The sequence below is a fragment of the Streptomyces sp. NPDC020597 genome, from assembly GCF_044335095.1.
In the GTDB taxonomy this organism is placed as follows: Bacteria; Actinomycetota; Actinomycetes; order Streptomycetales; family Streptomycetaceae; genus Streptomyces.
In genome coordinates this window covers 40,386-65,035 of record NZ_JBIRUL010000024.1, presented here as the reverse complement: position 1 = coordinate 65,035, position 24,650 = coordinate 40,386, and the positions used below count along the sequence as shown (strand labels likewise).

The 24,650-nt window shown below is 70.2% G+C and carries 22 protein-coding genes; 11 read left to right on the top strand and 11 right to left on the bottom strand.

The genetic code is table 11. The features are described from left to right. The first annotated feature begins 179 nt into the window (after positions 1-179). On the top strand, positions 180-1,355 hold the full coding sequence (locus tag ACH4ZA_RS30960; protein WP_398432618.1) for a serine hydrolase domain-containing protein: 1,176 nt from the start codon (positions 180-182) through the stop codon (positions 1,353-1,355). Between the two features lie 168 nt (positions 1,356-1,523). On the opposite strand, the gene ACH4ZA_RS30955 is transcribed toward ACH4ZA_RS30960, so the two are convergent. Further along, on the bottom strand, positions 1,524-2,543 hold the full coding sequence (locus ACH4ZA_RS30955; RefSeq protein WP_398432617.1) for an NADP-dependent oxidoreductase: 1,020 nt from the start codon (positions 2,541-2,543) through the stop codon (positions 1,524-1,526). A gap of 113 nt (positions 2,544-2,656) precedes the next feature. Between ACH4ZA_RS30955 and ACH4ZA_RS30950 the strand changes: the two genes are divergently transcribed. After that, a complete protein-coding gene (locus ACH4ZA_RS30950; protein WP_319279136.1) occupies positions 2,657-3,130 on the top strand; it encodes a MarR family transcriptional regulator in 474 nt (157 codons plus the stop codon). On the opposite strand, the gene ACH4ZA_RS30945 is transcribed toward ACH4ZA_RS30950, so the two are convergent. Next, positions 3,127-3,957: a GntR family transcriptional regulator gene (locus ACH4ZA_RS30945; protein ID WP_398432616.1), complete on the bottom strand. Its 831-nt coding sequence runs from the start codon at positions 3,955-3,957 to the stop codon at positions 3,127-3,129. The genes ACH4ZA_RS30950 and ACH4ZA_RS30945 overlap by 4 nt on opposite strands. Next, positions 3,954-4,496 (bottom strand): UTRA domain-containing protein, encoded by a 543-nt coding sequence (locus ACH4ZA_RS30940; RefSeq protein WP_319279140.1) that lies wholly within the window; start codon positions 4,494-4,496, stop codon positions 3,954-3,956. Before ACH4ZA_RS30940 ends, ACH4ZA_RS30945 begins: the two co-directional genes overlap by 4 nt. A gap of 179 nt (positions 4,497-4,675) precedes the next feature. On the opposite strand from ACH4ZA_RS30940, the gene ACH4ZA_RS30935 reads away from it, so the two are divergent. Next, positions 4,676-5,098 carry an ATP-binding protein gene (locus tag ACH4ZA_RS30935; RefSeq protein WP_319279141.1) on the top strand — a complete coding sequence of 141 codons (423 nt, stop codon included), beginning with the start codon at positions 4,676-4,678 and terminating at the stop codon, positions 5,096-5,098. Positions 5,099-5,236: 138 nt separating this feature from the next. On the opposite strand, the gene yjfF is transcribed toward ACH4ZA_RS30935, so the two are convergent. The 6 genes from yjfF to ACH4ZA_RS30905 form a co-directional block, all read right to left on the bottom strand. After that, positions 5,237-6,259, bottom strand: a complete 1,023-nt coding sequence (gene yjfF / locus ACH4ZA_RS30930; RefSeq protein WP_319279143.1) for a galactofuranose ABC transporter, permease protein YjfF — start codon at positions 6,257-6,259, stop codon at positions 5,237-5,239. Continuing rightward, positions 6,259-7,380, bottom strand: a complete 1,122-nt coding sequence (locus ACH4ZA_RS30925; protein WP_319279145.1) for an ABC transporter permease — start codon at positions 7,378-7,380, stop codon at positions 6,259-6,261. The genes yjfF and ACH4ZA_RS30925 overlap by 1 nt, the downstream gene beginning before the upstream one ends. Then, positions 7,377-8,909, bottom strand: a complete 1,533-nt coding sequence (locus tag ACH4ZA_RS30920; RefSeq protein ID WP_319279146.1) for a sugar ABC transporter ATP-binding protein — start codon at positions 8,907-8,909, stop codon at positions 7,377-7,379. The genes ACH4ZA_RS30925 and ACH4ZA_RS30920 overlap by 4 nt, the downstream gene beginning before the upstream one ends. A gap of 95 nt (positions 8,910-9,004) precedes the next feature. Further along, positions 9,005-10,009, bottom strand: a complete 1,005-nt coding sequence (locus tag ACH4ZA_RS30915) for an ABC transporter substrate-binding protein (RefSeq protein ID WP_319279147.1) — start codon at positions 10,007-10,009, stop codon at positions 9,005-9,007. A 133-nt stretch (positions 10,010-10,142) separates the two neighbouring features. Further along, entirely contained in the window at positions 10,143-11,189 is a 1,047-nt protein-coding gene (locus tag ACH4ZA_RS30910) for a LacI family DNA-binding transcriptional regulator (RefSeq protein WP_398432614.1), read from the bottom strand. Between the two features lie 498 nt (positions 11,190-11,687). Beyond that, positions 11,688-12,590 carry a hypothetical protein gene (locus ACH4ZA_RS30905; protein ID WP_398432612.1) on the bottom strand — a complete coding sequence of 301 codons (903 nt, stop codon included), beginning with the start codon at positions 12,588-12,590 and terminating at the stop codon, positions 11,688-11,690. Between the two features lie 256 nt (positions 12,591-12,846). Between ACH4ZA_RS30905 and ACH4ZA_RS30900 the strand changes: the two genes are divergently transcribed. From ACH4ZA_RS30900 to ACH4ZA_RS30865, 8 genes are all read left to right on the top strand, one after another. After that, on the top strand, positions 12,847-14,007 hold the full coding sequence (locus ACH4ZA_RS30900; RefSeq protein ID WP_398432611.1) for a mandelate racemase/muconate lactonizing enzyme family protein: 1,161 nt from the start codon (positions 12,847-12,849) through the stop codon (positions 14,005-14,007). Next, positions 14,004-15,008: a zinc-binding dehydrogenase gene (locus tag ACH4ZA_RS30895; RefSeq protein ID WP_398432610.1), complete on the top strand. Its 1,005-nt coding sequence runs from the start codon at positions 14,004-14,006 to the stop codon at positions 15,006-15,008. Before ACH4ZA_RS30900 ends, ACH4ZA_RS30895 begins: the two co-directional genes overlap by 4 nt. A 121-nt stretch (positions 15,009-15,129) precedes the next feature. Next, entirely contained in the window at positions 15,130-16,101 is a 972-nt protein-coding gene (locus ACH4ZA_RS30890) for a hypothetical protein (protein ID WP_319279155.1), read from the top strand. A gap of 147 nt (positions 16,102-16,248) precedes the next feature. Continuing rightward, on the top strand, positions 16,249-17,355 hold the full coding sequence (gene chvE, locus ACH4ZA_RS30885; RefSeq protein ID WP_057583418.1) for a multiple monosaccharide ABC transporter substrate-binding protein: 1,107 nt from the start codon (positions 16,249-16,251) through the stop codon (positions 17,353-17,355). A 32-nt stretch (positions 17,356-17,387) separates the two neighbouring features. Continuing rightward, positions 17,388-18,941, top strand: a complete 1,554-nt coding sequence (gene mmsA, locus ACH4ZA_RS30880; RefSeq protein ID WP_319279158.1) for a multiple monosaccharide ABC transporter ATP-binding protein — start codon at positions 17,388-17,390, stop codon at positions 18,939-18,941. Further along, positions 18,938-20,185: a multiple monosaccharide ABC transporter permease gene (gene mmsB, locus ACH4ZA_RS30875; RefSeq protein WP_319279159.1), complete on the top strand. Its 1,248-nt coding sequence runs from the start codon at positions 18,938-18,940 to the stop codon at positions 20,183-20,185. The genes mmsA and mmsB overlap by 4 nt, the downstream gene beginning before the upstream one ends. Before the next feature lie 85 nt (positions 20,186-20,270). Beyond that, the gene (locus ACH4ZA_RS30870; protein WP_398432608.1) at positions 20,271-21,317 is read left to right on the top strand and encodes an aldose epimerase family protein; all 1,047 of its coding nucleotides are present in this window, start codon (positions 20,271-20,273) and stop codon (positions 21,315-21,317) included. 186 nt (positions 21,318-21,503) lie between these two features. Beyond that, a complete protein-coding gene (locus ACH4ZA_RS30865) occupies positions 21,504-23,336 on the top strand; it encodes a pyridoxal phosphate-dependent aminotransferase (RefSeq protein WP_398432607.1) in 1,833 nt (610 codons plus the stop codon). Here ACH4ZA_RS30865 and ACH4ZA_RS30860 read toward each other — a convergent pair. Further along, positions 23,333-23,626: an RICIN domain-containing protein gene (locus ACH4ZA_RS30860; protein ID WP_398432606.1), complete on the bottom strand. Its 294-nt coding sequence runs from the start codon at positions 23,624-23,626 to the stop codon at positions 23,333-23,335. The two genes, ACH4ZA_RS30865 and ACH4ZA_RS30860, sit on opposite strands and share 4 nt — an antisense overlap. Further along, a complete protein-coding gene (locus tag ACH4ZA_RS30855; protein WP_398432605.1) occupies positions 23,608-24,543 on the bottom strand; it encodes an arabinan endo-1,5-alpha-L-arabinosidase in 936 nt (311 codons plus the stop codon). The genes ACH4ZA_RS30860 and ACH4ZA_RS30855 overlap by 19 nt, the downstream gene beginning before the upstream one ends. Positions 24,544-24,650 lie beyond the last annotated feature (107 nt).

The following is a 24,650-nucleotide window of genomic DNA, read 5'->3' as shown; positions in this document are numbered from 1 at the left end:
GTGACACCCACGCCCCCCTGCCGCAGTTGAGTCGAACAGGCACACCTCGCCGTACCGATCTCCGGAAGCAACGATCCCGGAAGCCCCTGTCCGGGATCGTCCGAAGGGCAGTTCCCGCAGGTCGCACAGGCGTCGATCATCAGGACACACGCAAGCAGCGGGCTGGTTGAGGAGAACGGATGACTCGATTGACTCGGACGACCAAGGAGATCCACGGCAGCGTCGCCGAAGGATTCGAAGCGGTGCGGGAGGAGTTCGCCGCGTTCGTAGCGGAGGAACAGCCGGACTACGAAGGCCAGTTGTGCGCGTATGTGCATGGCCGGCGGGTCGTCGACCTGTGGGCGTCCACGGACGGCGCCGGACCCGACTCCCTCTACGGCGTCTACTCGTCGACCAAGGGCGCCGCCCATCTGGTGGTCGCGCTGCTGGTCCAGGAGGGCACCCTGGAACTGGACCGCAAAGTCACCTACTACTGGCCGGAGTTCGCCGCCGAGGGCAAGGGGGCGCTGACCCTGCGGGAGCTGCTCGCGCACCGGGCGGGAGTGGTCGGCACGGACGGCGGGTTCTCGCCGCAGGAACTGGCCGACGACCGCCAGCTCGCCGAACGCCTCGCCGACCAGCGGCCGTTCTGGCGGCCGGGCTCCGCGTTCGGCTACCACGCGCTGGTCATCGGGGCGCTCACCGGCGAGGTCGTCCGGCGGGCCACGGGCCGCACCCTCCAGGAGGTGTACGCGGAGCGGGTGCGCGTCCCGTACGGGCTGGACTTCTTCCTGGGGCTGCCGGCGGCGCACGAGCCGCGGTTCCGCAGCGCGCAGCCGATGGCGCCGACCGCCGAGCAGCGGGCGCTGCTGGACGCGCTGCCCGGCGGACCGCACACGCTGGCCGCCGTCGCGTTCAACCTGCACGGCGCCCAGCCGACCGACCTCGAGCTGCTGCCCAACGACCCGCTGATCCGGGCCCGCGGACCGGCCTCGGTGGGCGGGGTGGCGTCGGCGCGCGGGCTGGCCGGCATGTACGCGGCGGCGATCAGCGAGACCGACGGGAAGGCGCCGCTGCTGAAGGAGGACACGGCCGCGGAGTTCGGGCAGCTGCACTCGGTGGGCCACGACGTGGTGGCGCGCTCGCACAAGGCGTACGGCCTCGGCTTCCAGGCCACGGCGGACACCTGGTACCCGTTCCTGGGCGTCGGAGCGTTCGGGCACAGCGGGGCGGGCGGCTGCCAGGCCTTCGCGGACCCGCGCAGCGGGCTGGCCTACGGCTACACGCGCCGCCGCTGCGCCTTCCCGGGCGGCGCCGCGCCGGAGAACGAACGGCTGGTGAAGGCGGCGCACACCGCGGCCCTCGCACACCCCTGACGGCGGGGCGGCCGGTGCGGGCGACAGGACGGTCGGCGCACAGGGCCGTCGAGCCGGGACGCTCGGCGCGTACCGCGGCGAGGTCCCACGGCGGGCGGCCGAGCGCGGGCCGCACCCCACGTCCGGGGGTGCGGCCCGCGCGGCGGAGACGGCCGGGCCGGGGCGGGGTCAGAGCTTGACGATCATCTTCCCGGTGTTGTCGCCGCGCAGGACGCCGAGGAACGCCTCGAGGTTGTTCTCGATGCCCTCGACGACCGTCTCGCGGTACTTCAGCTCACCGGAGCGGACCCAGGCGCCGACCTCCTGGACGAACTGCGGCTGCAGGTCGTAGTGGTCGCCGACGAGGAGTCCCTCGATGCGGCCGCGGGTCTGGATGAGGCGGGCGAGGTTCTTCGGGCCGGGGGCCGGCTCGGTGTTGTTGTAGACGGAGATCATGCCGCAGATCGCGATGCGGCCCTTCGTGTTGAGGGAGCCGATGGCCGCCTCGAGGTGATCGCCGCCGACGTTGTCGAAGTAGACGTCTATCCCGTCGGGGGCGGCCTCGCGCAGCTGCTCGGCGACCGGGCCGTTCTTGTAGTTGAAGGCGGCGTCGAAGCCGTACTCCTCGACCAGGAGCTTGACCTTCTCGTCGGAGCCGGCCGAGCCGATGACCCGGGAGGCCCCCTTGAGCCGGGCGATCTGGCCGACCTGGCTGCCGACGGCGCCGGCCGCGCCCGACACGAAGACGGAGTCGCCCTCCTTGAAGGAGGCGGTGCGCAGCAGTCCGGCGTAGGCGGTGAGGCCGGTCATGCCGAGGACGCCGAGGTAGGTGGACAGGGGCGCGGCGTCGGGGTCGACCTTGACGGCCTGCTTGGCGTCGACGACCGCGTACTCGCGCCAGCCGCCGAAGTGCAGGACGTGGTCGCCGGGCGCCACGCCCTCCGCCTCGGAGGCGACGACCTCGCCGACCGCCCCGCCCTGCATGACCTTGCCCAGCTCGAAGGGGGCGACGTAGGACTTGGCGCTGCTCATGCGGCCGCGCATGTAGGGGTCGACGGAGACGTACGCGTTGCGCACCAGCACCTCGCCCGGACCGGGCCGGCGGATCTCCGTCTCGGCCAGCTCGAAGTCCTCGGGCTTCGGCCAGCCGACGGGGCGGCTGAGCAGACGCCATTCGCGGCCGGTGGCGGGGAGGGCCGAGTCAGTCATGGGGGGCTGCCTTTCACGTGTGGAGAGCGCGTCGGTACGGAAATGCTTCATTACCTGAAACAACCATGCCGCTGAATATTTCAGGATGTCAAGTAAACGGGTACCCTGGATCCATGGCCGCCTCACATCCGCCCCCTCGTCCAGCTGCCCCGACCACCCTGCCCGACGCCCTGACCATGGAGGTCGTCGAGCTGATCGGCGAGGTCGTGGCGCGCTTCTACGAGGACTACGAGGACGCCGCCGCCGACCACTCCCTCACCGGGGCGCAGGCCCGACTGCTGAGTCTGCTCTCGCTGGAGCCGCTGCCGATGCGCAAGCTGGCGCAGAAGCTGAAGTGCGAACCGTCCAACGTGACCGGCATCGTGGACCGCCTGGAATCCCGCGGCCTGGTCGAGCGCCGCCCCGACCCGGCCGACCGCCGGGTGAAGCTGGCGGCGGCGACGGACGAGGGCCGTGACGTCGCCAAGGGCCTGCGCGAGTCGCTGCGGTTCGCCCGGGAGCCGCTGGCGGGGCTGGCCGAGCAGGAGCGGGTGGCGCTGCGGGGACTGCTGCGGCGGATGCTGGCGGAGGAGAGCGGCCGCCCCTAGAGTCCGTCCGGCCCCTGCCGGTCCTGCGGCTCCTGCGGCTCCTGCGGCTCCTGCGAGGCGAACTCGTACTGCAACTCGTAGAGATGGCCCGCCTTCACCATGACGGTCACCTCGACGGGACGGCCGTCGTCGCCGCGGACGACGCGCAGGGTGCGCAGCACCGGCATGGCGCCGGTGAGCCGGAGCGCCTGGTACTGGTGCTGGGTAGGGACGCGGGCGCAGACGCGGTCCGTGCTCAGCCGGGGCGGGTGGCCGAGCCGGGTCAGCAGGGCGGGGGCGCCGCCCCTGATCCGGCGGCGCTCGGCCAAGGGCGTGCCGCGGGCGACGTCCAGGGGGTAGTAGGACTCGACCAGCTCGGCGGGCTCGTCGTCGACCAGGAGGATCTGGCTGCGCAGCAGGGCGGCGCCGTCCGCAGGAAGGCCCAGGGCGGCGCGGACGTCGGCGGGCGGGCGGCGCTCCCCGACCTCGAGGAGCTCGCTGCGGGCGTGCGAGCCGTGCTTGGCGGACTCGGTGAGCCAGCGGTAGGGCGCCCCGGGATCTGCGGGCCGCGCGAGGTCGGCGGGCCGGACCGTGCGCCGGCGGTGGGCCCGGACGGTCACGGCGGCGCCCGCGCGCCCGACCACCAGGAGCTCCTCCTTGAGCAGGCGCAGGGCCTTCTGAACGGTGGCGCTCGACGCCCCGAAGCGTTCCTTCAGCTGGGCGGTGGTGGGCAGGTTGGCGCCGGGAGCGAGCTCTCCGCTCATGATGTCGTCGCGCAGATCGGCCGCGATGCGCTCATGGAGGGAGCGGCGGTCGACGGCTTCCGGTTCTGCCTTGGGCACGGTCATCCGATCCTGATCTGGTAGCGCAGCCTCTGCCGGAGGGCTGGCATCACCATACGGTCGGCCTGGATCGGCCGGTCGTCGCGGTCGAGCGTGAGCCGGAGCAGCCGCAGGACCGGTTCCCCGGCGGCGGTCCGAAGGACTCGGCGCTCCTCCTCGTCGGGCATCCCGGCCGTCACGTCCTCCCGGACGAGGACGCCGACGTGGCCGAGCTCGGCGAGCAGCGTCAGCGCACCGCCGGGGATCTTGGCGACGCCGGCGAGACGGGTGCCGCCGGCTATGGCGAGCGGGTAGTACGTGTCGGTGAGCTCGCTGGGCTCGTCGTCGAGGAGGATCAGCCGCCGGCGCACCACGACCGGGTCGCCCTCCGGGACGCCGAGCAGCGCCGCGACCTCGGCGGGGGCGGGCGTCTCACCGGCGTGCAGGATGCGCTGACCGCCGCGCCGGCCCTGTGCCGCCGCCTCCGCCGCCCAGGCGTCGCCCCGCCCGGGGTCCCCCGGCGTCAGATACGGCAACGACGTGCTGACCCAACCGCTCCCACCCACGACGTCCTCCTGTACGGCCGACCGTTCCTGCGACCCTGCCGCCCTACACGGTAGGCGACTTGCCTCATCGGCCAACCGCCACCCTCAGCCACCCTCAGCCACCCCACCGACCTTGTTACCTTTCGCGAACAACAGTGAGGTTTCGCCGCAGGACGCCCCTGAACCATGGAGGTGCCCCCGTGCCCCTGTCACGGCACCAGTCACGGCAACGTCGTTTCCCCCGCACCCGCGCCTCCGTACGGGCCGCACGGGTGTTCGTCCAGCAGACGCTGACGGACTGGGGCTGCGTCGACCGGTTCGACGACGTCACGCTGTGCGCGTCGGAGCTCGCCACGAACGCCCTGCTGCACGGCGCGCCCCCGGGCAGGCAGTACTGCGTGACGCTGACCCTCGACGGCCCGGTGCTGCGGCTCGCGGTGCGCGACACCGGCGACCGGCCCGCGCCCGCGCCCCCGCCGACCGAGGACGCGTGCTCGGGCCGTGGCCTCTACCTGGCCCGGGAGTTGTCGGACGACCTGGGCGTCACCGAGCACGCCGTCGGCAAGACGGTGTGGGTCACCTTCAAGACGGACGGGGCCGCCCTCCTGTCGCCGCGGGAGTGACGACGAAAGCGGCCCCGAGCGGCCGGGACGGCACGCTCAGGACCGCTCAGGAACCGCTCGGGAACCGCTCAGGACCGCTCAGGAACCGCTCGGGACCGCTTCAGGGAGTGCGGGACCGCTCCGGGACCGTTCCTCGGCTCAGGTCTTCTTCCGGGTCGTCATGAAGCGCTGCACCAGGATGAACGCGCACAGCAGCACACCGGTGGCGATCTTCGTCCACCAGGAGCTCAGCGTGCCCTCGAACTGGATGATGCTCTTGATGAGGCCGAGCACCAGCACACCGAACAGGGTTCCCAGCACATAGCCGGAGCCGCCGGTCAGCAGCGTGCCGCCGATGACGACCGCGGCGATCGCGTCGAGCTCCATGCCGGTGGCGTGCAGCGGGTCGCCGGACTGGATGTAGAGGGTGAAGAGGAGACCGGCGAGCGCCGAGCAGAACCCGCTCACCGTGTACACGGCGATCTTCGTGCCGCCCTGCGGGAGGCCCATCAGCATGGCCGACTGCTCGTTGCCGCCGATGGCGTACACCCGGCGTCCGAAGCGCGTGTAGTGCAGGACGTAGAAGGCCACGGCGAGGACCACCAGCGAGACGATCGCGCCGATCGACACGAAGCCCATCCCCAGCGACACCTGCGCCTGGGCCATGCTGCTCACCGAGGCGTCGCCGATGGAGATCGACTCCTTGCTGATGACCAGGCACAGACCGCGGAAGAGGAAGAGACCGGCGAGGGTCACGATGAAGGGCTGGATCTCGAAGTTGTGGATCACATAGCCCATCAGGAACCCGCCGAAGGCCCCCACCGCCAGCGCCATGGGGATCACGACGACGATCGGCAGCCCCTGGCGCTCCACCAGCCAGGCGGTGAACATCGTCGTGAAGCCGATCATCGACCCGACGGAGAGGTCGATGCCGCCGGACAGGATGACGAAGGTGACGCCGACCGCGGCGACCAGCAGATAGCCGTTGTCGATGAACAGGTTCAGGAAGACCTGCGGTTCGGCGAACCCGTAGAACTGGTAGCGGCCGAGGCCCACCCCGTACATCACGAGGAAGAGCAGGGCCGTCACGCCGACGGGCAGCCGCCGGTCGCCGAGCAGACGCGCGGCCTTGGACGGGGTACGGCTTTCGGAGGCCGTGGGGCTCTGGGTGGTCGCGCTCATCACGACACCTCCATCTTGGGAGCGGCCTCGGTCGCCGTGGCGGTGTCCGCCGGGGTCTCGGCCGTCTTGGCGCCGCCCTTCGCGCGGAACCGGGCGGCGAACTTCGCGCCGAAGACCTTGTCGCGGAACTTCGGGGACTGCAGCAGGCAGACGACGATGACGACGGCGGCCTTGAAGACCAGGTTGGTCTGGGTCGGCACGCCGATGGTGTAGATCGTGGTGGTCAGCGTCTGGATGACGAGGGCGCCGACCACCGTGCCGCCGATGGAGAACCGGCCGCCGAGCAGCGAGGTGCCGCCGATCACCACGGCGAGGATCGCGTCGAGCTCGATCCACAGGCCGGCGTTGTTGCCGTCGGCGGCCGAGGTGTTGGAGCTGATCATCAGGCCGGCGATGCCCGCGCAGAGCGCGCAGAACATGTAGACCAGGATCTTGATGCGACGGGACCTGATGCCGACCAGGCGGCTCGCCTCGGCGTTGCCGCCGACCGCCTCCACCAGCAGGCCGAGCGCCGTGCGGCGGGTCAGCGCGCCGGTGACGGCCACGACCGCGGCCACCACGAAGATGGAGAACGGCAGCGTCAGCCAGTAGCCGCCGCCGATCAGCTTGTACGGCTCGCTGTTGATGGTGATGATCTGGCCGTCCGTGATCAGCTGCGCGACACCGCGGCCGGCGACCATGATGATCAGGGTGGCGATGATCGGCTGGATGCCCATCCGGGCGACGAGGAAGCCGTTCCACAGACCGCAGACGACCGCGGCGAGCAGACCGAGGCCCATGGCGAGCAGCACTCCGGACAGGGCGCCCTGGTCCTTCTGGTCGCTGATGTACGAGCAGGCCAGTGCTCCGGTGATGGCGACCACCGCGCCGACGGAGAGGTCGATGCCGCCGGTGGCGATGACGACGGTCATGCCGACCGCCACCAGGATGAGCGGCGACCCGAACAGCACGATCGACACGAGGCTGCCGTAGAGGTGGCCGTCCGCCATCTTGATCGAGAAGAAGTCGGGCGTGAAGGGGACGTTGACGAGCAGCAGGAGGACGAGCACCGCCACCGGCCAGAACAGATGGTGACGGGTCAGCGCCCGCCACCGGGAAGAGGTGGTCGAAGACGTGGTCACTGGTGCTCTCCGCTCGCGATGGTCTCCAGGATCCGGCTCGTGGTGATCTCGGGCCCGTTGGCGATCTGCGCCACCAGCCGGCGGTCGCGCAGCACTCCGATGGTGTGACTGAGCCGGAGTACCTCCTCCAGCTCGGCCGCGATGTACAGCACGGACATCCCCTCCTCGGAGAGGGAGACGACGAGCTTCTGGATCTCCGCCTTCGCGCCGATGTCGATGCCGCGCGTCGGCTCGTCCAGGATCAGCAGCTTCGGCTGGGTGATCAGCCAGCGCGCCAGCAGAACCTTCTGCTGGTTGCCGCCGCTGAGCTGGCCCACCCTGGCCTCGGGGTTGGCGGGGCGGATGTCCAGGGCCTTGATGTACTTGGCGACCAGTTCGTCGCGCTGGGCGGCGGGGATGGGCCGGGTCCAGCCGCGCGAGGCCTGCAGCGCCAGGATGATGTTCTCCCGCACCGTGAGATCGGGCACCAGGCCCTCGCTCTTGCGGTTCTCGGAGCAGAAGGCGACGCCCGCGCCGATCGCGTCGTTGGGGGCGCTCATCGAGACCTGCTTGCCGTCGATGGACACCGTGCCGGCGTCGGGCTGGTCGGCGCCGAAGAGCAGCCGGGCGAGTTCGGTGCGTCCCGAACCGAGCAGGCCGGCGAGTCCGATGACCTCGCCCTTCTTGATCTCCAGGTCGAACGGCGCGATACGGCCGGTCTTGCCGAGGCCCTCCGCCCGCAGCAGGGCTTCGCCCGCCTCGGCGCGCTGCTGCTGTTCCTGGAGCTCGTCGAGCTGGCCCATGGCCTTGCCGAGCATGAGCTGGACGAGGCCGACCTGGTCGAGGTCGCTCACCATGTGCTCGCCGACCAGGGTGCCGTTGCGCAGCACCGTCATCCGGTCGCAGATCTCGTAGATCTGGTCGAGGAAGTGCGACACGAACAGGATCGCCACGCCCTCGTCCTTCAACCGCCGCATCAGCGCGAACAGTTGCAGGACCTCGTCGCGGTCGAGGCTGGAGGTCGGCTCGTCGAGGATGAGCACCTTGGTGCCCGGTCCGTCGCCGCCGCCGGTGTTCAACGACCGGACGATCGCGACCAGTTGCTGCACGGCCAGGGGGTACGACTGCAGCGGGGCGGAGACGTCGATGTCGAGTCCGAGCCGGTCCACCAGCTCCGCGGCCTCCCGGCGCAGCCGCTTCCACTGGATGCGGCCCATGCGGGTGGGCTCACGGCCGATGAAGATGTTCTCCGCCACCGACAGGTTGGGGCAGAGGTTGACCTCCTGGTACACCGTGCTGATGCCGGCCTGCTGGGCCTGCAGCGGGCTGGCGATGCGCACGGTGGCGCCGTCCAGCGTGATCGTGCCGCCGTCCAGGGAGTACACCCCGGTCAGCACCTTGATGAGAGTGGACTTGCCGGCCCCGTTCTCACCCATCAGGGCGTGAATCTCGCCGGGGAAGAGCCGGAAGTCGACGCCCGACAGAGCCCGTACCCCCGGGAACTCCTTGACTATGCCCGCCATTTCCAGGACGGGCCGCGGCTCTGCCATGGCAGCGCTCCTCTTGATTGGTTCAGGCCCGCAGGGAGCCCCGGGGACCGATGGCGCTCGGTCGGCCGGAGGCTCCCTGCCGGTGGGTGTGTCGGTCAGTACTTGCGGCTCGGGAGCGCGGCCTTGGCCTGGTCCTGCATGAAGTCGCCCTCCTTGGTCTTGATCCAGCGCTCGACCTTCTCGCCGTTCTTGACCTTCTTCACGACGTCCATCAGCTGGGGGCCGAGCAGCGGGTTGCACTCGACGATGGCGTTGATCTTGCCCTCGGACATGGCCACGAAGCCGTCCTTCACACCGTCGATCGAGACGATCAGGATGTCCTTGCCGGGCTTCTTGCCGGCCGCCTCGATGGACTGGATGGCGCCGATGGCCATGTCGTCGTTGTGCGCGAACAGGACGTTGACGTCCGGGTTGGACTGCAGGAACGCCGCCATGACCTGCTTGCCGCCGGCGCGGGTGAAGTCACCGGTCTGGCTGACGACGACCTTCCAGTCGTCCTTGTGCTCGGCGTCCATGACCTCCTTGAAGCCCTTGGCGCGCTCGATGGCCGGGGCGGCGCCGGTGGTGCCCTCCAGCTGGGCGATCTTCACCGGGCCCTTGAGGCCGGCCTTCTCGATGACCTTCTCGAGGATCTTGGCGGCGCGGCGGCCCTCGTCGGTGAAGTCGGAGCCGACGAGCGTGACGTACAGGGAGTCGTCCGAGGTCTCCACGGAGCGGTCGGTGAGGACCACCGGGATCTTCGCGGCCTTGGCCTCCTTGAGAACCGCGTCCCAGCCCGTGACGACCACCGGCGAGAAGGCGATGACGTCGACCTTCTGGGTGATGTAGCTGCGGATGGCGGAGATCTGGTTCTCCTGCTTCTGCTGGGCGTCGGAGAACTGCAGCTTGTAGCCGGCCTCCTTGGCCGCGGACTTCACGGAGTCCGTGTTGGCGCTGCGCCAGCCGCTCTCCGAACCGACCTGGGAGAAGCCCAGCGTGATCGTCTTGCTGCCGCCGGAGGAGGAGTCGGAGGAGCTGTCGTCCTTCTTGGCACAGGCGGTCAGGCCGCCCGCCGCCGCCACGCCGACCGCAACCGTGAGGAAGTTCCTTCTGCTGAGCATGTTCTTCTCCTTTGAAGAGCCGGTCCGGGGACGGACCTGCTGGTACTTGAGGGGACCGGCTGTAGTGCGTCCAGCCTGTCGATCATTGTTCGGAATTTCGGCCATAAGGGTGCGCAAATCGGCCGACGGTAGGTCAGCGGGGTACGCCCTCCGGTTGAGCGGCCTGAGGGAACGTACTCGCGCGGACGACGAGTTGGGGTTCGATCGCGATCCGGGGCGTGGTCGCGGGCTGCGGGCCCTCGATCAGCTCCATGAGCAACGCGATGCCACGCCTGCCCACCGCCGCGAAGTCCTGCCGGACGGTGGTCAGGGGAGGTGCGAAGTACTCCGACTCCGGGATGTCGTCGAAGCCGACCACCGCCACGTCCTGGGGCGTACGGACCCCCGCTTCCCGCAGGGCCCGCAACACCCCCAGCGCCATCTGGTCGTTGGCGGCGAAGACCGCGGTCAGACCCCGGCCCACCCAGCCGGCCAGTTCCTGGCCGGCGCGGTAGCCCGACAGCGGACTCCAGTCGCCGTGCAGCGTCATGGGCGGTTCGACGCCCGCGGCCTCGAGGGTCGCCCGCCAGCCGGCGGCCCGGTCGGCCGCCTCCTGCCAGTCCTCGGGTCCGGCGAGATGCCAGACGCTGCGGTGGCCGGCGGCCAGCAGATGGCCCGTCGCCAGCTGCGCCCCCAGGTGCTGGTCCACGCTCACGCCGGGGATGTCCACGCCCGACCCGCTGCCCACGATCACCACGGGGAACGGATGGCGCAGTTCGGCCAGCGCGTCCACCGCGGACCGCTGCGGGGCGATGGCGACCACTCCTTCGACCCCGCCCTCGCTGAGGTGGTCCAGGGCTTCGGAGAGCGTCTCCATGGTCAGTTTGCGCAGGCTGACCGTCGAGACGAGATACCCCTCCGACCGCGCGGCCTCCTCGAGCGCGAACAGCGTGCTGGCCGGCCCGTAGTGGGTGGTGTCGGAGGCGACCACGCCCAGCGTCCGGGTGCGCCGGGTCGCAAGGGCCCGTGCGGAGAAGTTGCGGCGATAGCCCATCTCCTCGATCGCGCGGAGCACTCTGGCCCGTGTCTCCTCCCGCACGTTGGGGTGATCTCCCAGCACACGGGACACGGTCTGGTGGGACACGCCTGCCTGGCGTGCCACGTCGGCCATGGTGGGCGGCCGAAGCCTGGTGTGTGCCACGTACGCCCCTCCTCGGCTCTCGTTCGTTGGTACGGCCTGCGATGCGGGCGGAGTGTTCCGCGCCGCGGATGTCACTCCGGGGTCCCGGAGGGCCCGACGGATGCGACGGAAACGACGAGTCGGGACGCTGTGCGCACGACGCTCGACCTCCCCCGCATCGTTGGGCGTTGACTGGTGAACGCGGAGGTCATTGTGAGCGCTAACAATTCACGCCGGTCAAGGGGGTTGCGGTCAATCGTCGTCACGGTTCCATAACGCGATTTACACCGTTGACACATACGGCCAGGTCAGAGCCCGTTTTGCGGTTCCGGGCGTCCGCGTCGGCCGGAGGCCCCCACGGCCGGCGCGGACGCCGGCCGGCCCTCGCCGGCCGACTTTCACCACCCGGGGGACTTCCCGCTCGCAGCCCTGGACAGGATGTCCAAACACGTTGGCCAACCGCACAACTGCGCACAGAATCAACCATCGACGGGGCCTGTGGACTGCTCGGCGGCAGCCTCAGGAGCACCACCACAGGAACCGGGTGCAGGTCTCCGAGGGCGAGGGCTTCGGGGACGGGGACGGCGCCGACGCGCCGGAGGTCGGGGTGGAGCCCCCGTCGCCGCCCGACGGGGCCGGCGTCCTGGAGGAGCCGGGGCGGGCGCCCGACTGGGCCTCCCTGTCCGGGCCCGGCGCGGCGGTCCCGGCCGTCGGGGACGGCGAGGCCGACGCGGAGGCGGACGGCGAGGCCGAGGCCGAGGGGTCCGGGGAGGGCGAGGCCTCGCCCCGGTCCGGGTCCGTCCGGTCGCTCAGGGGCTGCCCGGACGCACTCGGCTCCGCTGCCGACCCGTCGACCTCGTCCGACTCTCCGCCGGCCGCCGCCGGATTGGTAGGCGAGGAGAAACCCGGCGCGTCCACGCCCAGTTCGGCCAGGCTCAGGCCGCCCGCCGCCAGGACGAAGCCGACGCCGATGAGCACCACGCGCCTGCGGCGCCGGCGGTGGGCGGAGGCCTTGCGGTCGCGACGGCTCGCCTCCGGTGCGGCAGGCGCACCGCCCGGCCCGCGCCGGCTCCCCCGGCCCTGCTCCCGTCGGCGTGCGGCCCGTCCCTGCGCCTCGCCGTCCCCGGCGCCCTGTTCGTCGCGCTCGCCGGAAGGGTCGTGATCGTCACGCGCGGCGCGGTCGTCCCACATGTCGCCGGGCGCCGCGGGCGCCGACCCGTCACCGTGGCGTTCCGGCTCGTGGCGGGCCGGTCCGGGCTCGTGGCGGACGGCTGCGGATGCGTAGCGGACGGCCTGCGGCTCGTACCCCTGCGACCGGTCCGCGTCCTGCGGATACGCGCGTAGCTGTTCGACGGGTGTGCCGCACCCCGGGCAGGCGAGGGCGCCGTTGAGGTGCCGTCGGCACGGGTGGCAGTAGTCCATGACGCGGAGAGACTAAGTTCCCGGAAGGGCGCGTTCCCGGTTGCGCCTGTGAAAGTTGTGTGGGAAACCGGCCATACGGCGCGTCAACTAGAGTGACGTACCCCACAAGGTCTCGACCCAAAGTCCGAAAGCGACACCGAAACTGTCGAAAGGGATACCCGTTCGCCCCATTGACACCCCGCTCACGCGGTCTTTACTGTCTGGTCAGCATTTCGAACGGGTGACGAAATCTCGAACGGCTTGAAGGGTTACTTCCGTGCGCATCACCGGAATCAGCATGCATGTGGTCGGGACGCCGTGGCGGAACCTGACCTACGTCCTGGTGCACACCGACGAGGGCCTCACGGGCGTCGGGGAGACCCGCATGCTGGGTCACACCGACGCGCTGATCGGGTACCTGAAGGAGGCCGAGGCCAACCACATTCTCGGCTCCGACCCCTTCGCCGTCGAGGACCTCGCGCGCCGCATGAAGTACGGCGACTACGGGCGGGCCGGCGAGATCGTCATGTCGGGCATCGCCGTCGTCGAGATGGCCTGCTGGGACATCAAGGGCAAGGCGCTCGGCGTGCCGGTCTGGCAGCTCCTCGGCGGGAAGGTCACCGACAAGGTCAAGGCCTACGCCAACGGCTGGTACACCACCGAACGGACCCCGGAGGCCTACCACAAGGCCGCCAGGGGCGTCATGGAGCGCGGCTACCGGGCGCTCAAGATCGACCCCTTCGGCACCGGGCACTTCGAGCTGGACCACCAGCAGAGCCTCTACGCCGTCTCCCTGATCGAGGCCGTGCGCGACGCCATCGGGCCGGACGCAGAGCTGATGCTCGAGATGCACGGCCGCTTCTCCCCCGCCACCGCCGTCCGGCTGGCCAAGGAGCTCGCGCCCTTCAAGCCCGCGTGGCTGGAGGAGCCGTGCCCGCCGGAGAACCTGAAGGCCCTGGAGAAGATCGCCGCAAAGGTCGACATCCCGGTCGCCACCGGTGAGCGCATCCACGACCGCATCGAGTTCCGCGAGCTGTTCGAGAGCCAGGCCGTCGACATCATCCAGCCGGACGTCGGGCACCTCGGCGGCATCTGGGAGACCCGCAAGCTCGCCGCCACCGCCGAGGCGCACTACGTGCTCGTCGCCCCGCACAACGTCGGCGGACCGGTCCTCACCGCCGCCTCCCTCCAGGTCGGTTTCACCACCCCGAACTTCAAGATCCTCGAGCACTTCAACGACTTCGCCGACGCGGAGATCAAGAAGGTCGTCAAGGGCGCGCCCGAAGTGGTCGACGGCTACTTCCACCTCTCCGACGCGCCCGGTCTGGGTGTGGAGCTGGACGTGGAGGCGGCCGCCGAGTTCCCGCAGCAGCAGGCGCGCTTCGACCTCTGGGCCGAGGGCTGGGAACAGCGCAAGCCGAAGGCCGCCGAGCAGTGAGCACCGCCGTCGTGGTCGAGGCGCCGGGCGAGCATCGCATCGTCCCGCACGAACCGCGGCAGCCGGACCCCGGCGAAGCGCTGGTCCGCGTCCACGCGACCGGCATCTGCGGCAGCGACCGCGAGGTCTACCACGGCAACCGGCCCGAAGGGTACGTGCGCTACCCGGTGACCCCCGGCCACGAGTGGTCCGGGACCGTCGAGGCCGTCGGCGCCGGGGTCCCCCCGTCGCTCGTCGACCGCAAGGTGGTGGGCGAGGGCTTTCGCAACTGCCAGGTCTGCGACCGCTGCCACACGGGCGCGACGACGCTGTGCACGGAAGGCTACGAGGAGACCGGCTTCACGCAGCCGGGGGCGATGGCCGCCACCCTCACCCTGCCGGCCCGGCTGCTGCACGCCCTTCCGGACGACGCCGACCTCACGGCGGCGGCCCTGCTGGAACCGGCGGCCTGCACCGCGGCCGCCGCGATCAAGGCGAAGGCCCTGCCGGGCGAGCGGGTGGCCGTCGTCGGCACCGGGACGCTCGGCATGTTCGCCGTGCAGTTCCTCAAGGCGGGCTCGCCCGCCGAACTGCTGGTCATCGGTACGCGCGGCGACAGGGAGGCGCTCTCCCGGCAGTTCGGCGCCACCGACTTCCGCACCTGTGACCAGGAACTCCCGGACGACATCGACGTCGTCATCGAGACCGCAGGATCCACGACCGCCGCACGGACCGCCGCCTCGCTGCTCCGGCGCGGTGGCCGGCTGGTCCTGACGGGCATCCCGGCGCCCGGTGCGGCCGGGCTGGACCCCACAGACCTCGTCGTACGGCAACTGGAGGTGCACACCGTCTTCGGGGCTCCACCGGACGCCTGGGCCTACACGGTCCGGGTGTTCGGGGCCGGGCTGCTCGATCCGCTGCCGCTCATCACGCACGAGCTGCCGCTGACCGCGTTCGCCGATGCCATCGAGCTGGTCGGCTCGGGTGATCCGAAGGTGGGCAAGGTGCTGCTCAGGCCGTAGGCCCCCGCCAAGCCGTACGCCGGCTCGGGGCGTCCTGACGCGTCCCGGGCCGGTGTACACCCAGCCCAGCACGACCTGAGCCGCGAACCTTGACCGACATATCGAACACGAAGGACGGCATGTGACCACCGACGCTTCCACCACGGCAGCTCGCCGACCTGGTGAGCAGGCGCTCGCCACGCTCGGCCTGGGCGCGCCCGCTCTCGATCCCGCCGACGCCTCACCCCATGGGTTCCCGGGCGGCGGCCGCTGGCGCACCGAGGTCCCTTCGTGCGAGGGCCCCGAAGCGCTGGCCGTCATACTGAAGGAGTCCTCGCGCCTCGACGTGCCGATCCACCGGATCAGCCAGGGCAGCGGCGTGTGGATGCTGACCGACGCCGAGATCACCGACATGGTCGAGTCCACCGCCGAGCGTGACATCGAGCTGTGTCTGTTCACCGGTCCGCGCGGCACCTGGGACATCGGCGCCTCGACCCGCACCGACTCCCGGGGCGGCGGACTGCGTGCCCGCGGGCACGACGCCGTCGCGGGGTGCGTGGAAGACGCCGTGCGGGCGACGGAGCTGGGCGTCAAGTGCCTGCTCGTCGCCGACGAGGGCGTCCTGTGGACGCTGCACCGCGCCCGCCTGGCCGGCGTCATCCCGGCCGACACGACGCTCAAGGTGTCGGCGCTCATCGGCCCGGTCAACCCGGCCGCGTACGCGGTGTACGAGCGCCTCGGCGCCGACTCCGTCAACGTGCCCAGCGACCTGACGCTCGATCACCTCACGGAGATCCGGCGGGTGTCGGCCGCCCCCATGGACATGTACATCGAGGCCCCCGACGATCTCGGAGGGTACATTCGGATGTACGAGGTCGCCGAGCTGATCCGGCGCGGCGCACCGCTTTACCTGAAGTTCGGCCTCTCCAAGGCGCCGGGCATCTACCCTTACGGCCATCACATGCGCGACGTGGCGCTCGCCACAGCCCGGGAACGGGTGCGCCGTGGCCGTCTCGCCCTCGACCTGCTCGCCCGTCACGGGGCGGACGGCGACATGGCCCCTCCAGGCTCGCGACTGCCCGGTGAACTGAACAGGTTCGACGCCGGGTCATAACGTTCCGGAAACCTTGCTTCACAGAAGCCGACACAGGCGCGCAGAATCCCACACATCGCTTCTCGGTCTTTCCGGCGTCGCTCCGGAAGCGTCCTTCGCAGCGCGAGACCGATCCCTGCCACACATCAAGCATCAAGGATGATGACCATGCGCAACCGCAGAGCCGCCCTCGCCGCCATAGCCGGAGCCGCTTCCCTCGCCCTCACCCTGTCCGCCTGCGGCCAGTCCGGTGAAGGCGGCAGTGAGGAGAAGGCAGGCGACGCCAAGGGCGGCACGATCGGCATCGCGATGCCGACCAAGTCCTCCGAGCGTTGGATCACCGACGGCGCCAACGTCGAGAAGGACCTCAAGGCCAAGGGCTACAAGACCAAGCTGGTCTTCGGCGAGGACGACCCCGACCAGCAGGTCTCGCAGATCGAGAACCTGATCACCCAGGGCGTCAAGGCGCTGATCATCGCGGCGATCGACAACAAGTCGCTGAACAACGTCCTCCAGCAGGCCGCCGACGCCAAGATCCCGGTCATCTCCTACGACCGCCTGATCCTCGGCTCGAAGAACGTCGACTACTACGCGTCCTTCGACAACGAGAAGGTCGGCAAGCTCCAGGCCACCTACCTGGTGGACAAGCTGGGCCTGGCGTCCGGCAAGGGCCCCTTCAACATCGAGCTCTTCGCCGGCTCCAACGACGACAACAACACCAAGTACTTCTTCAACGGTGCGATGAGCGTGCTCAAGCCGTACATCGACAGCAAGAAGCTCGTCGTCAAGTCCGGCCAGACCGCGATGACCCAGGTCACCACCCTGCGCTGGGACGGCGCCACCGCCCAGAAGCGCATGGAGGACATCCTCACCTCGTCGTACAAGAGCGGCAAGGTCGACGCCGTGCTCTCGCCCTACGACGGCATCTCCATCGGCATCATCGCCGCGCTGAAGTCGGACGGCTACGGCACCGCCGCCAAGCCCCTGCCGGTCATCAGCGGTCAGGACGCCGAGCTCGCCTCCGTGAAGTCGATCATCGCCGGCCAGCAGTCGATGACCGTCTACAAGGACCTCCGCAAGCTCGCCCAGGTCGCCACGGACATGGTCGACGCCACCCTGAACGGCAAGAAGCCCGAGATCAACGACACCAAGTCGTACGACAACGGCACCAAGGTCGTCCCCGCCTACCTGCTGCAGCCGGTGAGCGTCGACAAGACGAACTACCAGAAGGAGCTCGTCGACGGCGGCTACTACACGGCGGACCAGCTCAAGTAAGCGTCGAACCTTACGGATTGGAAGGCACGACCATGGCGGGACCCGTCCTGGAAATGCGCTCGATCGTCAAGACCTTTCCCGGCGTCAAGGCGCTGTCAGACGTCTCATTGACCGTCCGTCAGGGCGAGGTCCACGCCATCTGCGGTGAGAACGGCGCCGGGAAGTCCACCTTGATGAAGGTGCTCTCCGGTGTCCATCCCCACGGCAGCTACGAGGGCGACATCCTCTTCGAGGGGGAGGTCGTCCAGTTCAAGGACATCCGGGCGAGCGAGCAGCACGGCATTGTGATCATCCACCAGGAGCTGGCGCTGTCGCCGTACCTCTCCCTGGCGGAGAACATCTTCCTCGGCAACGAACATGCCAAGGGCGGGTTCATCGACTGGCGGGAGACCCTGCGGCACGCCACGGAGCTGCTGCGCCGGGTGGGTCTGAGCGACCACCCGGAGACCCGCGTCGCCGACATCGGCGTGGGCAAGCAGCAGCTCGTGGAGATCGCGAAGGCGCTCTCCAAGAAGGTGAAGCTGCTCATCCTCGACGAGCCCACCGCGGCGCTGAACGACGAGGACAGCGGCAAGCTCCTGGACCTGATCCTGGAGCTGAAGAAGCAGGGCATCACCTCGATCATCATCTCCCACAAGCTCAACGAGATCCGCAAGGTCGCGGACTCGGTGACGATCATCCGCGACGGGCACTCCATCGAGACGCTCGACGTGAAGTCTGCGGAGACGACCGAGGACCGGATCATCAGCGGCATGGTCGGCCGCGACCTCGACCACCGCTTCCCCGAGCGCACCCCGCACGAGGCGGCGGAGAAGGACGCGGCTCCGGCCCTGGAGATCCGTGACTGGACCGTGCACCACCCGATCGACCAGCAGCGCAAGGTGGTCGACGACGTGTCGATCCAGGTGCGCCGCGGGGAGATCGTCGGTATCGCCGGCCTGATGGGCGCGGGCCGCACCGAGCTCGCCATGAGCGTCTTCGGACGCGCCTACGGCCGGCACGCGGGCGGCACCGTCCTCAAGGACGGCAAGGAGATCCGTACGAAGACGGTCGCCGAGGCCATCGGCCACGGGATCGCGTACGTCACCGAGGACCGCAAGCACTACGGCCTCAACCTCATCGACACGATCAACCGCAACATCTCGCTGACCGCCCTGAACAAGGTCTCGAAGCGGGGCGTCGTCGACGAGCACGAGGAGCGGCAGGTCTCCGAGGGCTTCCGCAAGTCGATGAACATCAAGGCTCCGACCGTCTTCGAGCCGGTGGGCAAGCTGTCCGGCGGCAACCAGCAGAAGGTCGTCCTCAGCAAGTGGATCTTCGCGGGTCCTGACGTGCTGATCCTGGACGAACCGACGCGCGGTATCGACGTCGGCGCCAAGTTCGAGATCTACACGGTCATCGACCAGCTGGCCGCCCAGGGCAAGGCGGTCGTCTTCATCTCCTCCGAGCTGCCGGAACTGCTCGGCATGTGCGACCGCATCTACACGATGGCCGCCGGACGGCTCACGGGCGAGTTCCCGCGGGCCGAGGCCACGCAGGAAGTGCTGATGCGTCAGATGACGAAGGACAAAGAGGTAACGCGATGAGCACGGACGTGACCGACAAGAGCCCGGCGGCCGCGCCGCCCGGGAAGAGCGGGGGCTCCGCCTCCGGCGGCGGGCTGCTGCAGGTGATGCTCGACGGCCTGCGCCGCAACATGCGCCAGTACGGCATGCTGATCGCGCTCGGCCTGCTCGTCGTCCTGTTCCAGGTGTGGACCGGCGGCGACCTGCTGCTGCCGCGCAACGTCTCCAACCTGGTCCTGCAGAACAGCTACATCCTGATCCTCGCGATCGGCATGATGCTGGTGATCATCGCGGGTCACATCGACCTCTCGGTCGGTTCGGTGACGGCGTTCACGGGAGCCTTCGCGGCCGTCCTCACCGTCCAGCACGACGTGGCCTGGCCCGTCGCGCTGGTGCTGTGCCTGATCGTGGGCGCGGTGGCCGGCTCGGTGCAGGGCTTCCTGATCGCCTATCTCGGCATACCCTCCTTCATCGTCACCCTCGCGGGCATGCTGCTCTTCCGCGGTCTGACCGAGATCCTCCTGGAGGGCCAGACCCTCGGCCCGTTCCCGGACGGTCTGCAGAAGATGGGCAACGGCTTCCTGCCGGAGGTCGGCCCGAACACCAACTACCACAACATCACGCTGCTGCTGGGCTTCGCCCTGCTGGCCTTCGTGGTCCTCCAGGAGGTCCGGGACCGCAAGCGTCAGCAGGAGTTCGCGCTCGACGTGGTGCCGACGAACCTCTTCCTGCTCAAGCTCGTCGCCATCGCCGCCGCGGTCCTCACGGTCACGATGCTGCTCGCCAGCTACAAGGGCGCGCCGATCATCCTGATCATCCTCGGCCTGCTGGTGGTCGGCTACGGCTACATCATGCGCAACGCCGTCTTCGGCCGTCACATCTACGCGATCGGCGGCAACCTGCCGGCGGCGAAGCTGTCCGGCGTCAGGGACAAGAAGGTCACCTTCCTGGTCTTCCTGAACATGGGCGTGCTCGCGGCCCTGGCGGGTCTCGTGGTCGCCGCCCGTCTGAACGCGGCCTCGCCGAAGGCGGGCCTCAGCTTCGAACTCGAGGCGATCGCCTCGTCGTTCATCGGCGGCGCGTCCATGAGCGGCGGCGTCGGCACGGTCCTCGGCGCGATCATCGGTGGTCTCGTCCTCGGTGTGCTGAACAACGGCATGAACCTCCTCAGCGTCGGCAGCGACTGGCAGCAGGTCATCAAGGGCCTCGCCCTGCTGATCGCGGTCGGGTTCGACGTCTGGAACAAGCGCAAGTCCGGTTCCTGATCCGACGAGCGGGCCCCGCCTTCGAGGCGGGGCCCGCTCGTGTTTCCAGGGGCGGGCGGCAACGGGAAGTGGAAGGCGGGAAACAGTGAAGACGCTCTTCGGCGTGCTGGCCGACGGCACCGAGGTCTCCAGCTGGTCGCTGGAGAACGGGGGGACCCGGATGAAGGTCCTCGACTACGGCGGGATCGTGCAGTCCCTGGAGATCCCCGACCGGGACGGCCGGTACGCCAACGTCTCCCTCGGGTTCTCCGCGCTCGACGACTACGTGGCCGGCAGCCCGTACTTCGGCGCGCTGATCGGCCGCTTCGGCAACCGCATCGCCGCGGGCCGCTTCACCCTGGACGGCGAGAGCCACCAACTGCCCCTCAACGACGAGGACCGGAGTCTGCACGGCGGCGCCGAGGGCTTCGACCGGCGCGTCTGGGACGTCGAGCCGTTCACCGAGGGACCGGACGTCGGTCTGCGCCTGCGCCTGACGAGCCCCGACGGCGAGATGGGCTACCCCGGCACACTCGAGGTGAGCGTGTCGTACACCCTCACCGGCGGCGGCGACTGGCGCATCGACTACGAGGCCACCACCGACAGGGCCACCGTCGTCAACCTCACCAACCACGTCTACTGGAACCTCGCCGGCGAGGGCAGCGGCCCGGTGCACGAGCACGAGCTGGAGATCGCCGCCGCCCGCTACCTGCCCGTGGACAAGGGGCTCATCCCCACCGGCGAACTCGCCGACGTCGCCGGCACCCCCTTCGACTTCCGCACGGCCAAGGCGGTCGGCCGGGACCTGCGCGTCGCCCACGAGCAGTCGCTGCACTGCAAGGGCTTCGACCACAACTACGTCCTCGACAAGGGCGTCACCGCCCGGCCGGAGCCGGTCGCCGTCCTGCGGGACCCCGCCTCCGGCCGCACCCTGAGCATCGCGACCACCGAGCCGGGCCTGCAGTTCTACTCGGGCAACTTCCTCGACGGCACGCTCGTCGGCACCGGCGGCCGCACCTACCGCCAGGGCGACGCGCTCTGCCTGGAGACCCAGCACTTCCCGGACGCGCCGAACCAGCCGGCGTTCCCCTCCACGGTGCTGCGCCCCGGGCAGACGTACCGGTCGACGACGATCCACTCGTTCGGCTCCTGACCCGCCCGCACGACCGCCGGTGACACCTGATGCACAGTTAAACCACAACTTCTTACCGGTTTCTCAGCGGTTGAACACCGCCACCCGAACCCCCGTATGTAAGGACGGCCCGTGCTCCCCCGCGCGGGCCACCCAATGACGACGGGCCCGGTCGTCCCCGCCGGGCCCGCCCCATACGGAGGTTCCATGGCCGACAACGTCTCCTCGTTGTTCCGCAGCAACGCGGCGCACAGCCCGTCGATGGCGGCGCTGACACGGGAGGGCGGCGAGGGGGTCGGCCCGGTGGACTTCTGCATACCCTGCAACCCCTACTTCCCCACTCCGGCGATGTTCGACGAGATGGCGGCCCGGCTGCGGGACATCATCACGTACTACCCAAGCAGCGCCGACACCATCACCGCGGAACTGTGCAGCCTGCTGCAACTCCCGCCGCAGGCCGTCGCCATGGGCAACGGCTCGACGGAACTGATCACCTGGATCGACCATCTGCTGGTCCGTGAGTCGCTCGCCGTCCCGGTCCCCACCTTCGGCCGCTGGACCGACCAGCCCATGGAGACCGGCAAGCGGGTCGACATGTTCCCGCTCCAGGAGTCCAGCGGCTTCGCCCTCGACCTCGCACAGTACGCCGAGTTCATCCGCGCGCGGGGCACCCGGGCCGCGGTCATCTGCAACCCGAACAACCCCGACGGCGGGTTCCTGCACAAGCACGCCATCGTCCAGTTCATGGACGCGATGGCCGACCTGGACCTGATCGTCATCGACGAGTCGTTCCTGGAGTTCGCGGACGCCGAGGCCGAGCCGAGCGTCGTCCAGGAGGCGATGCTGCGGCCCAACGTGATCGTCCTGCGCAGCCTGGGCAAGAACTTCGGCCTGCACGGCATCCGGTTCGGCTACCTGGTCGCCAACCCGGCGCTGGCCGGCCGGATCCGCTCGATGCTCCCGAAGTGGAACCTCAACTCCTTCGCGGAACACGTCGTGTTCATCCTCAAGCAGCACGGCGCCGAATACGCGCAGAGCCTGATGCAGGTGCGCCGGGACCGCCTCGACATGGCGAGCCAGCTCAGCGCCCTGCCGGGCCTGACCGTCTACCCCTCGCAGGGGAACTTCCTCTTCGTGCGCCTGCCGGTCGGCGCCGAGGGGACCGTGGTCCGCGACCGGCTGCTCGCCGAACACCGCATCCTGGTCCGCGAGTGCGGCAACAAGATCGGTTCGTCGAGCCGCTTCCTGAGGCTCGTGGTGCGCCCCCAGGTGGACGTGCGTCGGCTGGTGTCCGGCATGGAGCAGGTGCTCTACGGGACCAGGAGGGGAGCCCCCGTGCCCGAGCTGAGCCCCGGCGCCGGCTACAGCTCGGGCACGGCGGCGGTGGACCGGCTGGTCACCAACGGGGCGGGCATGCCCGGCCTCGCCGCTCAGGCCATGGGCGTCGCGCCGCCGGGACTGGTGGCTGCCGCACCGGCCGCTGTCCCGGCCGCCGTCGCCGCGGCGGCGCCCGCCCCGGCGGCGGCGCAGCCCGCGCCGTCCGAGGGCGCCGGGGTGCCCCTGCCGGCCGCCGCACAGATCTTCCCCCAGTCCGTGCCCGCCCCGGCCCCGGTTCCGGCGCCCGCTCCGGCGCCCGCGCCCGCTCCGGCGCCCGCGCCCGCGCCCGCTCCCGCCCCGACCCCCGTTCCGGCGCCGGCCCCCATGGCCCCGGCGGCGGCGATGGCCCCGGCGGCCATGGCACCTCCGCCGATGTCCCCGGCCGCGATGTCCCCGGCCGCGATGTCGCCTCCGCCCATGTATCCGGCGGCTATGTCGCCGGCCGCGATGTCTCCCGCGGCGATGTCCCCAGCGATGGCCCCGCCCATGGCACCGGTCGCTCCCGCCCCGCAGATGGGCCCGACCCCGCCCGGCGTCCCGGCCCGCGGCGGCCTCACGGCCGCCCAGGTCAGGGGCACCAACGGTCTCTCCCCCGCCGCGGCGACCGGCTGGCCCAACGCCCAGAGCTGGCCGAACGCCGCGGGGATGGGCCAGGCGGGTTAGGACAGGTCCGGGTCACGCGCGGGGCTGAGCTTCCACTGCCGGCAGGTGCTGTTCAGCCATGTCCACTGGCGGACCTCGGCCGCGTCCGCCGTGGAGCAGCTCGCCACGTCGGCGACCTTGCCGGTGGACTGGTTGACGACGCGGACGCGGTACGAGATCCAGGGGTCGGCGCCCTCCTGGGTCTTGACCGGGTCGGTGAAGGCGGCCGCACTCGCCGAAGGCTGTCCGGCCGCCAGGGCGAGCAGCAGCGGGGTCAGCGGGGTCAGCGGGGTCAGGAGGCGACGGGCCATCCGCTGCTCCAGTTCAAGAGGTTGACGCCCAGTCTGGGCGTGCCGTTGGTGTTGCCGTCGTAGTAGTGGTAAACGATCAGGTCGCCGTCCGTGTCGTGCAGGATCGACTGGCCGCCGGGGCCGATGTAGCGCCCGTGCGACTCCAGGACCGGTGTGCCGCCGTCGTTGGTCATCGCGACGCCGTTCCTGTCGCGATAGGGCCCCGTGACGCTGGTGGCGCGGCCCACCTTGACCTTGTAGGTGGAGCTGGTGCCGGCGCAGCAGGTGTCGTACGAGGCGAAGAGGTAGTAGAAGCCGTTGCGCTTCACGACGAAGGGCGCCTCGACGGCGTTCGGAGGGGTGCCGCGGGACGCGATGGAGCGCCGGGCGGTGTCGGAGGAGAGCTGTTTGCCGGTGGACGGGTCGATCCGGATCATCTTGATCCCCGTCCAGAAACTCCCGAACGACAGCCACCAGGAGCCGTCGTCGTCCACGAAGAGGTTCGGGTCGATGGCGTTGTAGTCGTTCGAGGCGGTGGAGGTGTACACGATGCCGCGGTCGCTCCAGGAGCTCGGCAGGCCGGTGCTCGACACGGCCAGGCCGATCGCCGACCGGTTGGTCCTGAAGGTGGAGACGGCGTAGTACATCAGGTACTTGCCGCCCTGGTACGAGATGTCGGGAGCCCAGGCCTCGGTGGTGCCGTAGGACGACCACCAGCCGGGCCTGCCGGCGAAGGCGTCGCCGCCCGCGCTGTACGTCCTGCGGTCGGTGGAGGTGCGGTAGGAGAGTCCGCCGCCGGTCGCGTAGAGCAGGTACCGGCCCCCAGGGGTCCGGATCATCGTCGGGTCGTGCACGACCGTGGCCCCGGTGACGGTGCCGGGGTCGGGGTAGGCGGAGGCGATGGAGGGCGTCAGGGCCAGCAGGATCGCGGCCGGCACGCAGAGCAGCGCCGCCCACCGTGACGGGCGGGACGTACGGGGCGGGCGGGAGGGACGGGATGTACGTGACAGGCGGGACGGGTGTGAAGTGCAGGGCGTGCGGCTCA